The 8,263-nt window shown below is 62.8% G+C and carries 8 protein-coding genes; 4 read left to right on the top strand and 4 right to left on the bottom strand.

The window, feature by feature from the left end; all coding sequences use genetic code 11:
* The coding region (locus SO139_RS44770; protein WP_498542038.1) for a hypothetical protein at window positions 1–275 on the top strand (275 nt) is incomplete at its 5' end.
* Here SO139_RS44770 and SO139_RS44765 read toward each other — a convergent pair.
* Together SO139_RS44765 and SO139_RS44760 are read right to left on the bottom strand one after the other, a co-directional pair.
* Window positions 265–630 carry a response regulator transcription factor gene (locus SO139_RS44765; RefSeq protein WP_449384530.1) on the bottom strand — a complete coding sequence of 122 codons (366 nt, stop codon included), beginning with the start codon at window positions 628–630 and terminating at the stop codon, window positions 265–267. The genes SO139_RS44770 and SO139_RS44765 overlap by 11 nt on opposite strands.
* Window positions 627–1,493: a S1C family serine protease gene (locus tag SO139_RS44760; protein WP_449384529.1), complete on the bottom strand. Its 867-nt coding sequence runs from the start codon at window positions 1,491–1,493 to the stop codon at window positions 627–629. The genes SO139_RS44765 and SO139_RS44760 overlap by 4 nt, the downstream gene beginning before the upstream one ends.
* A 185-nt stretch (window positions 1,494–1,678) precedes the next feature.
* On the opposite strand from SO139_RS44760, the gene SO139_RS44755 reads away from it, so the two are divergent.
* The gene (locus SO139_RS44755; protein WP_474804719.1) at window positions 1,679–2,644 is read left to right on the top strand and encodes a VOC family protein; all 966 of its coding nucleotides are present in this window, start codon (window positions 1,679–1,681) and stop codon (window positions 2,642–2,644) included.
* Here SO139_RS44755 and SO139_RS44750 read toward each other — a convergent pair.
* Together SO139_RS44750 and SO139_RS44745 are read right to left on the bottom strand one after the other, a co-directional pair.
* A complete protein-coding gene (locus SO139_RS44750) occupies window positions 2,634–4,049 on the bottom strand; it encodes a SagB/ThcOx family dehydrogenase (RefSeq protein ID WP_449384527.1) in 1,416 nt (471 codons plus the stop codon). The genes SO139_RS44755 and SO139_RS44750 overlap by 11 nt on opposite strands.
* A 46-nt stretch (window positions 4,050–4,095) precedes the next feature.
* Window positions 4,096–6,342, bottom strand: a complete 2,247-nt coding sequence (locus SO139_RS44745) for a TOMM precursor leader peptide-binding protein (protein ID WP_498542037.1) — start codon at window positions 6,340–6,342, stop codon at window positions 4,096–4,098.
* A gap of 412 nt (window positions 6,343–6,754) precedes the next feature.
* Between SO139_RS44745 and SO139_RS44740 the strand changes: the two genes are divergently transcribed.
* The gene (locus SO139_RS44740; protein ID WP_449384525.1) at window positions 6,755–7,222 is read left to right on the top strand and encodes a hypothetical protein; all 468 of its coding nucleotides are present in this window, start codon (window positions 6,755–6,757) and stop codon (window positions 7,220–7,222) included.
* 24 nt (window positions 7,223–7,246) lie between these two features.
* The gene (locus SO139_RS44735) at window positions 7,247–8,128 is read left to right on the top strand and encodes a VOC family protein (RefSeq protein ID WP_449384524.1); all 882 of its coding nucleotides are present in this window, start codon (window positions 7,247–7,249) and stop codon (window positions 8,126–8,128) included.
* Window positions 8,129–8,263 lie beyond the last annotated feature (135 nt).

Here is an 8,263-nt window from a genome sequence, read left to right as displayed (position 1 = left end):
GTACGCCGCAAATCGTGTCTCGCTGGTTCCCTTTCCTCGGCGACCCATCTCAGATCCTCGATCTCGCGTTGAATCTCCTTCAATATGCGATTCTCACTCAGCTTGGTCCGTGGATTTCTGACTCAGTAAGACTAAAGCGCGATGAGATCAGGATGAATCGTCATCGCGCTTTAGGTTGTTGTTTGAGCATGATCTCCGCGCAAATGGGTCCCGCGTTTGTCGCGAGGGAATACCGCTGCACACTTTTACGGATCATGCTCCAGGCTAAAGGTTGATCACGCCGCGCCGCGCGGCATGGGCGACCGCGTCGGTGCGGCCGGTGGCATCCAGCTTGTCGAGCAGCGAGCCGACGTGGAACTTGACGGTGTGCACGGAGATGCCGAGCTGGCGCGCGATCATCTTGTTCGATGCGCCCTCTGCCATCAGCGCGAGCACCTCGAGCTCGCGCGGCGTCAGCTCGATATCGGCCGGCGAGGGCTGCCGGTCGTGTACGGTCACCGCGGCTGGATCTCCGGGCGCAACGAGCCGCAGGCCGGCGACGCTGCCAAGCAGCGACGCCAGTCGGTCGGCTAGGGCTGGGTCGCCGATTTCCAGCGCGATCGTGATGTCCTGCGTCGTGTCCTCGCTCACGCCTCCGGCCTCTCGCCGATCGTGACCTTGAAGCTCACCGGCTCGCCGCCACGGCGCACTGCGACGTCGACGACCGAGCCTACGCTCTCGGGTCCGAGCGAGCGCGACAGCGCGCGCACGCCAGCGAGCTTCTCGTCATTGACGGCCACGATGACGTCGCCCTGCCTGATGCCCGCCGCGGCAGATGGCCCGGACTTGTCGACATTCATCACCATCGCGCCGACGCCGTCATCGAGCCGCACCGGTTGCAGGCCGAGCCCGAGATAGCCGCGTGCGATCCTGCCACGCGTTTCGAGCTGCGCCGCGACGCGCTCGATGGTGGCGGAGGGGATCACCAGCACGCGCCGCGGTCCCTGCACCGCCATGCCGAACGGCTGGGCTTGCGCATTCAGCACGAGCCCGCCCTCATGGCTGTGGCGCAGCCGCACGTCGAGCTCAATCCGCGCCTCGATGTCGCCGCCGCGCAGGCTGCGCCAGCGCGGACCCGCGAGCGACACCATGCCGAGAGATGCCGTGGGTGCGCCACGGTCGGCTGCGACGACGACGGCGAGCGAACCGAGAGCGGGGGCGGCGGAAATCAGCTTGATCGGCGGAATGTCGGCATCGACGCGCAGCAGCGCGACGTCGGTGGTGTGGTCACGGCCGACAATCGTGGCCGTCCGCGTGCTGCCGTCGGCAAGCCTGATCTCGACCTCGCCCTCGTCGGCCAGGGCCTCGTCGGCCGTGATGATGAGGCCCGCTTTCCAGGCAAAGCCTGAGGCGCGCAACCGATGCGAGTGAACGGAGACGAGCGAAGGCGAGGTGCGTGTAACCACATCCGAAAGCGCTGACGAGAGCGCGGCGAGGGGGGTAGGGTCGGTCATAGGAAGCTCCTGTCGGTTGTCCCAAATCTGGGATGCCGCGGGCGATCCGGAAACTGGTCTGATGGGCAGGAAGCTCCGTAATGTCCCGGCCGACGAACATGTGATTGGGAGGAGGTCACGGGAACGTGTAGCAATCGGCCAGCCATTGCGCCTCACGGCCTCAACGCATTTTTGAGAGACCCCGGATGACCATCGACCTTACCCGCCGCACGCTGCTTCACCTCGCCGGTGCCACCACGCTCGCGGCGGCTGCCGCGGCTGGGGCGCGCGCCGAAGGTAGTCCGGTCAGCGTCGGGCCAACCTATGCCAGCCGCACGCCGATGTGCGTCGGGATGGTGATGCTGCGGGTCAAGAATCTCGACACCGTCGCCGACTTCTATCGCGACGTGCTGGGGCTCACGGTGATGGAGCGCTCGGCGGGTTCAGCGCAGCTCGGCGCCGGCGGCGTGACGCTGCTCGTGCTGGAGGCGCGCACCGATGCCGAGATCGAGCCGCGCAGCGCGGCCGGTCTCTATCACACTGCCTTCCTGATGCCGACACGCAAGGATCTCGCGCGCTGGCTGGTGCACGCGGCCTCGCATCGCGTGCCGCTGTCGGGCTTTGCCGATCATCTCGTCAGCGAATCCGTCTATCTCGACGATCCCGAAGGCAACGGCATCGAAGTTTATGCCGACCGCGATCCTTCGCAATGGCAATGGAGCGAGGGCTCGGTGAAGATGGCAGCCGACGAGCTGAACATTCCAGATCTGCTGTCGCTCACGAATACCCGCGTCAGCGATTACGCCAAGGCGCCGGAGGGCATGCGCGTCGGGCACATGCATTTGCGTGTCGGCGACCTCGCGCAGGCCGAAGGCTTTTATCACGGCAACGTCGGCCTCGATCCGACCCGCCGCCGCAACGGCGCCGCGTTCCTCTCTTCCGGCCGCTATCATCACCATCTCGGCATGAATGTCTGGCAGAGCCAGGGCGCCGGCCGCCGCGACGACACCACGACCGGGCTCGCCTGGTTTTCGCTGGTGACGGAGAAGCAGGACATTCTCGCCGCCCAGGAGGAGCGCTTGCGCAAGGCGGGCGCTTCGGTCACGGCGCTTGCGAATGGCGTCGAGGCCGTCGATCCCTGGGGCACGCGGGTGCGGCTGCTCAGGGTGTGACCTTGCCGCGTCCGAGTGCAAATTGACCGACCGGGCTCTCGACATGAAAGTCGAGCTCGGTGATTTTCGCGAACAGATCGATGTTGTTGGTGCCGATGGCGCAGCCGCCAAGCCCCATATCCGTCGCCGCCAGATAGAATGTCTGGATCATGGCGCCAACATCCTTCAGGATCAGCGAATAAGCGATTGAGCTGTATTTCCAGGAGATGCGCCCAAAGCGCGCGGCGATCGTGATCAGGACCTGCGGGGGACCGGGTGCGTCCATGGCAAACGCGGCAGCCGTCGAGAGCGCCTGGAGCTGCTGGGCGGAAGCGCCGATCGCTATCAGCGCGTGAGCACCCGCATCGTAGTGGTAGAATCCGCGTGCAAGCCCCTCGCAGTTCGAGACCGCCAGATACAATTCCAGCTCGTAAGCGCTGCCTGCCGATGGATAAGGCCTCGTGCTGTAGGTAACTTCAGGACTGCCGTCCAAATTTGCGCCGCTCTTCCATTCCGACAGGACGCGCGCCGTGGTGTCGATAAACTGTGCGAGCTCGGCAAGTGTGATTGGGTGCTGGTCGTCGAAATCTCGTATTGAATGGCGTTCGCGCAACAGCTTCGCGAAGGGCGAGATCGGCTCAAGCGTGGAGAATTTGCGGAGATCGATCTTCTTGCCGGGCCAAGGCGGACGCACCGCCGGCAGTGGTGGAACGAGGCCCGCATGGGCGAACGTGCCGCCAACGGGATTTGCATGCCGGCCCTCCGTGCTCCGCGTGTGAAACACGAGATCGTGGAAATCCCAGAGAACGAGGTTGCCGTCGCCCTCATTCACCCGAAGGCCGTCGCCGTCTTTCGCATCGAGCTTGATCAGCATCTGGCTGTCGAGCAGCAATCCGAGCAGATCGAGGTTCAAGGAGGCCGTGTGGCGGCGAAGCTTGCTGATCTTCTGAGGCCGCGACAGGGTCGCGAGGGTGGCCGCGATTGCGGGATCGCAAATCCGAAACAGCGCGCCGGCGCGCGGCGATTCCAGCACCATCTCGTTGCCGCGTCGGCGCAGATAGGCGAAGCGCGACAACACGAGGGTATCACCGTTCCCCAGTGTTGCGCGTTGCGGCCAGTATTCGGCGACCTGCGGCTCGATGATGACGAGGTCCTGCTCTTCACGCGGAGAGGATAGGCGGTATTCGAGAAGCCCGTGCCGTGCCAGTCGCTGCACCAGGGCATGAACCTGCCTTGCGAGGACACTTTTGCCGGCAAAGGAAATGAGCGGCAGCCCCGTGGCGAGATGTCCCGCACGGTCGATCGCTGCCGTGCTGAATTGTCCCAGATTCACTGAATAGCCGCCCAGGGCAGCGGCGATGCTTCCGTCCGCCTGCACATGAAGGGAAAAGCGACCGTTCAATCGGGCGGCGATGACTGGTGCCATCTTCCTGGTCGGCCTTTTCCGGGGCGCGCGCACGACGAGCCAACCTTCAGGTGTGGGGAAGGAACGGAGTGAGTTCGCTTTCCAGTCGCGGACGATCCAATAATCCAAGCCTCACCGGAACATCGTAAAGCCGACCGGGCGCGAAGCGGCGATAGAAATGCCGCAAGCCCGGAACGAGCACTCTGACGACGGGAACCTCGACGTCGGGCCGCGTTTGGTCAAGCACGAGGAAATCATAACCCGCGCCGACGGCGATCTCGATGCAGGCATTGACCTGGTCGCTCGTATTATCGTGAACCTTGAGGCTCGGTGTCGGCCGGACGATCGGATCGTCGCTGGGGATCAGGAAGGGATAGTCGTCAAGTCGCAACGGCGTGACACCGTCGAGCGTTGGCTTCTCGCCGGTTCCGCCGCCCATCATGCCAATTGACATGAACTGAGTCAGCTCGGTGAGGGAGCGCAGCAGCGCTATGCGGCGATCGAAATGCGAGCCGGAGCCGAACTCGATATTTTCGTGTCCGTTCTGCATCCAGTGCGTGATCGCCACGTAAGAGGGAATGCCGAGATCGCTGGTGATGTCGAGCACCCAAAGCTTGCGCCCCACATCGGCAAGCTGGGCTTGCAGATCCTGCACATAGGAATCGTCGAATTGCGTGAGGTCGACTTCGGCACGCCGCAGCCGATTGTACCACCAGATGGCGTAGGCATCGCGTTCGACCAGTTCGAGGAAGCCTTGAACGATGGCTTCCTCGCGGGTGTTGCCGGCCGCGCACCCGTTGGAATCCGTGTGGAAGCCGCCATAGAAAAAGTACAGCAGGCCCGTCGGAAGATACTTGCAGCGCTTGTCGCGCAACGACCAGACCGGCGACCACTCGGTCTTGGTCGAGGGATCGAACGGCTCGGGAACCGGATGTGAATCGTCCGGCTGCGGGGCATTCCTGTTTTGAAACTGCGTGTCGCTGAAAAGCTGGACGTCGTTGGGAAGAAGGGCGTCACCGGGAGCGAAATCGGTAAAGCGCCGCGTCGTCCTGATCTCGTCACCCTGGAAAATGCCGGAATAGCGCTCAATCGCTTCCATCAACGCGCTGGCCTCGCCCTGCTCGGCGGTGGAGCCCTTGCCGAAGCTGCCGCCGCTCAATCCGGATCTGAGCTGATCGACGTTCCAGGCTGGCGCAGAGAAATTGTGGTGGGCGAAAAAATTTGTGTTCATCGGCAGATCGGCCTCGATCCGCTCGAGCCGCGAAACGACGCCGGTCAGCGGACTGACGTGCTTGCGGAACCGCGCCACGGTGGCTCGCGACGTCACGGTGCGGTATCCGCCGCTGGTCATCACGAGCTTTCTGCCCTCCGCAATTTCGATCGGCGCTGACGCCCGGCGCGGATTCTGCAGCTTCTTGCTGCCGCAGGTCGGACATTGCGGGCGCCGCGCGACGTAGTGCTTGGCGATGGAGGCACCAGTCAGGTCGAAGCTTGCGATGTGTTGGCTCAGATCGGTACGAAATCCCGAGGCGATTGCCTTCGCGATTTCAACGGCAGCGAAGTGGATGGCTGTCTGTCCCACGGTGTCGCTCACCAGGGGTGATACAGCGACCGCTTGCGCCGCTCCGCGCTCGAGAAATCCCTTGATCTCCCGATTGCGGATCATGCGATCGAACAAGCAGGTCCAGCAGGCGCTCTCGCCCGGCTTGAACACGGGGCCCACCAGCGGAAACACGCCGGACGGCTGCACCAGCAGCCAGGGCGTCCCATCGGCCACGCGCTTCCCGTTCACCTCGGCGAGCTGCCGCTCGAGATAATCGTTGACCAGAGTGATGATGAGCTCGGGCGAACGCTTGGTGATTTGAACGCCGAGCTGGCCCAACGCCACGCTCAGCTCCCGGGCGCCTTTGACGTCGATCGATTCCACCCGCACGGGACAATTGCGCAGATTCTGCTCCGCGACTTCGACAGGCAGGCCGAGGCTCGCCCAATATCCATCGACGGCGCCTGCGGATACGCGGGGTGGTCCACTCACGACGTATCGGCGCTCCAACAGCCGCCTGATCGTTTCCTCAATCTGGTCGGCGGGAAAACTCTTCGAAAGCTGGCGAACGATTTCCGGCGCGGCCTTTCCATTCTTTCCGATCGCCGCGGCCACGGCACAATACAGCTCGCCGTGCAGGAAGAACTTGCGGTTCTCGGAATAGAGACAGACCGCATCGGGAGGAAGCAGATAGGCGGTGAAGTTCGGTGCGAAACGTAGAACGCCCTTGCGGGGCTGCTTCGCAGCTCGGCTCTTGGCATTGACTGTCATCGGGTCAGCACGCTGATCCTGCTCCTCAACCGCTGGCTCTGACCGGCCTGCGTGCCGAACGCGGCGATTGGCATTGCGCGGACAAGTTGGAACATACTCGCCCGCCATCGGCAAGCTGACCAGCAAGCCGTGGCAAACGTCGCGACGGAAACAACAAATTGGCCGGGTCGTTCGCCGGCCCGGCCAATGAAATCGCGATGCATCGATACACAGTCAGGGAGAGCTAGCACCAGCGGCAGCGGCCCCACGATGCGCAGCACCCTGCGCATGACACCCATGGCAAGCCGACCCCTATCCAACCAACGCCGCAGCCGCCGCATCCACCGCAACCGACGCCGCAGCGGCAAGATCTGCAGGCTCTGCATCCGCCGCAGCCTCTGCAACCGCCGCAGCCTCTGGCGCCGCCGCAGCCGTGGCCACAACCGCATCCCCGCGCAAGCATTACGCCACTGAAGGTTCTTTGATCGTCGAAGAGATGGAAGGTGGCGAGGCTCACGTCGGCGAGTTCTTCCTCGCTCAGCGAGGTCACGTGGTTCGGCGTGAAGTTAGGTCGTTGTGGTGTATCGCCAGTCGGTACGGCGGCCGCCGCCGCGCTTCCTGCCAGCGAAAACGTCAGACCGGCTACTCCGAGCGCCGGTACCGCGGCTTTGGTCATTCGCTTCTTTTTCGAAGCTTGCTTTGCCCGCTGCATGGCCGCATCCTCCAAAGTTGGAAGAAGGATCTCCGTGAGCATGATCCTACGCCGAGCGAACAAGGCAGGCAAGATTCCACGGATACACAAAATGTAATGATCGCATTCATCTTCATGAACGGAATCGTCGCATTTTCATCAAGCACTGAGCGTTCGCGCCTTGTGCGGATTGCAACGGGTGCGGCTTGATGCAGTGCGCAATCGTCTGCCCGATTGAACGGGGAAATTAACTTGGTCGATCAACTCGGACGCTTCGCTTGGTATGAACTCCTGACAACGGACATGCAGGCGGCGGGTGCCTTTTATGGCAACGTCGTCGGCTGGGCTGCGAAAGATGCGTCGACTCCGGAACTCCTCTATACGGTGCTTACCGCAGGCGATGCTCCGGTAGCTGGGCTCATGGCGCTCCCCGAAGAGGGGCTGCGATTGGGCGCAACGCCGAGATGGGTCGGCTACGTCGCCGTCGATGACATGGATGCGAAGGTCGCGCAGATCCGCCGTCTTGGGGGCGCCATCCTGTTATCGCCGACCGACAGCAATATCGGCCGAATTTCAGTGGTTGCCGATCCGCAAGGAGCGAATTTTGCGCTGGTCACTAAACTGACATATGGCCAAGGGCAACCCAGCGGATTGGACGAGCCCGGGCGCGTAGGCTGGCACGAGTTGCTGGCTCAAGACCGGAACAAGATCTTTCCATTCTACGGCGAGCTTCTCGGCTGGCAGAAGGCCCATGCTGAAGCCGATCCGGCAGACGTGTATGAATTGTTCTCGATGGCCGGGCAGACGATCGGCGGCATGCTCACCAAGCTTCCGAGCGTATCGCAGCCCTGTTGGCTCTACTACTTCAATGTCGACGACATCGGCGCGGCCGCCCAGCGCGTCAACGCTGGCGGAGGCCGGGTCCTCCAGGGTCCGATCGAGTTGCCCGATGGTTGCTGGATCGTGCGATGTGCGGATTCCCAGGGCGCCCTATTTGCGTTGCAGGGTGCTTGGGATCAGAAGCGCACCGGACGCACCTCGGAAGTCGGTTGGTCTGCCAGGTGGGGTGGCATTGCTTCAAAAGGCAGGATGGTGCTTCACAAGACGAAGCGCTAGAGCATGATCCGGAAAAGTGTGCAGCGGGTTTCCGAAAAGATCATGCTTAAACAACAAACTAAAGCGCGATGACGATTCATCCTAATCTCATCGCGCTTTAGTCTTACTGTGTCATAAAATCATCCGCACGGTACG

The sequence above is a fragment of the Bradyrhizobium sp. UFLA05-89 genome (assembly GCF_059803475.1).
Note: the sequence above shows the minus strand (reverse complement) of the source record. Positions and strands in the feature narration are given on the sequence as shown.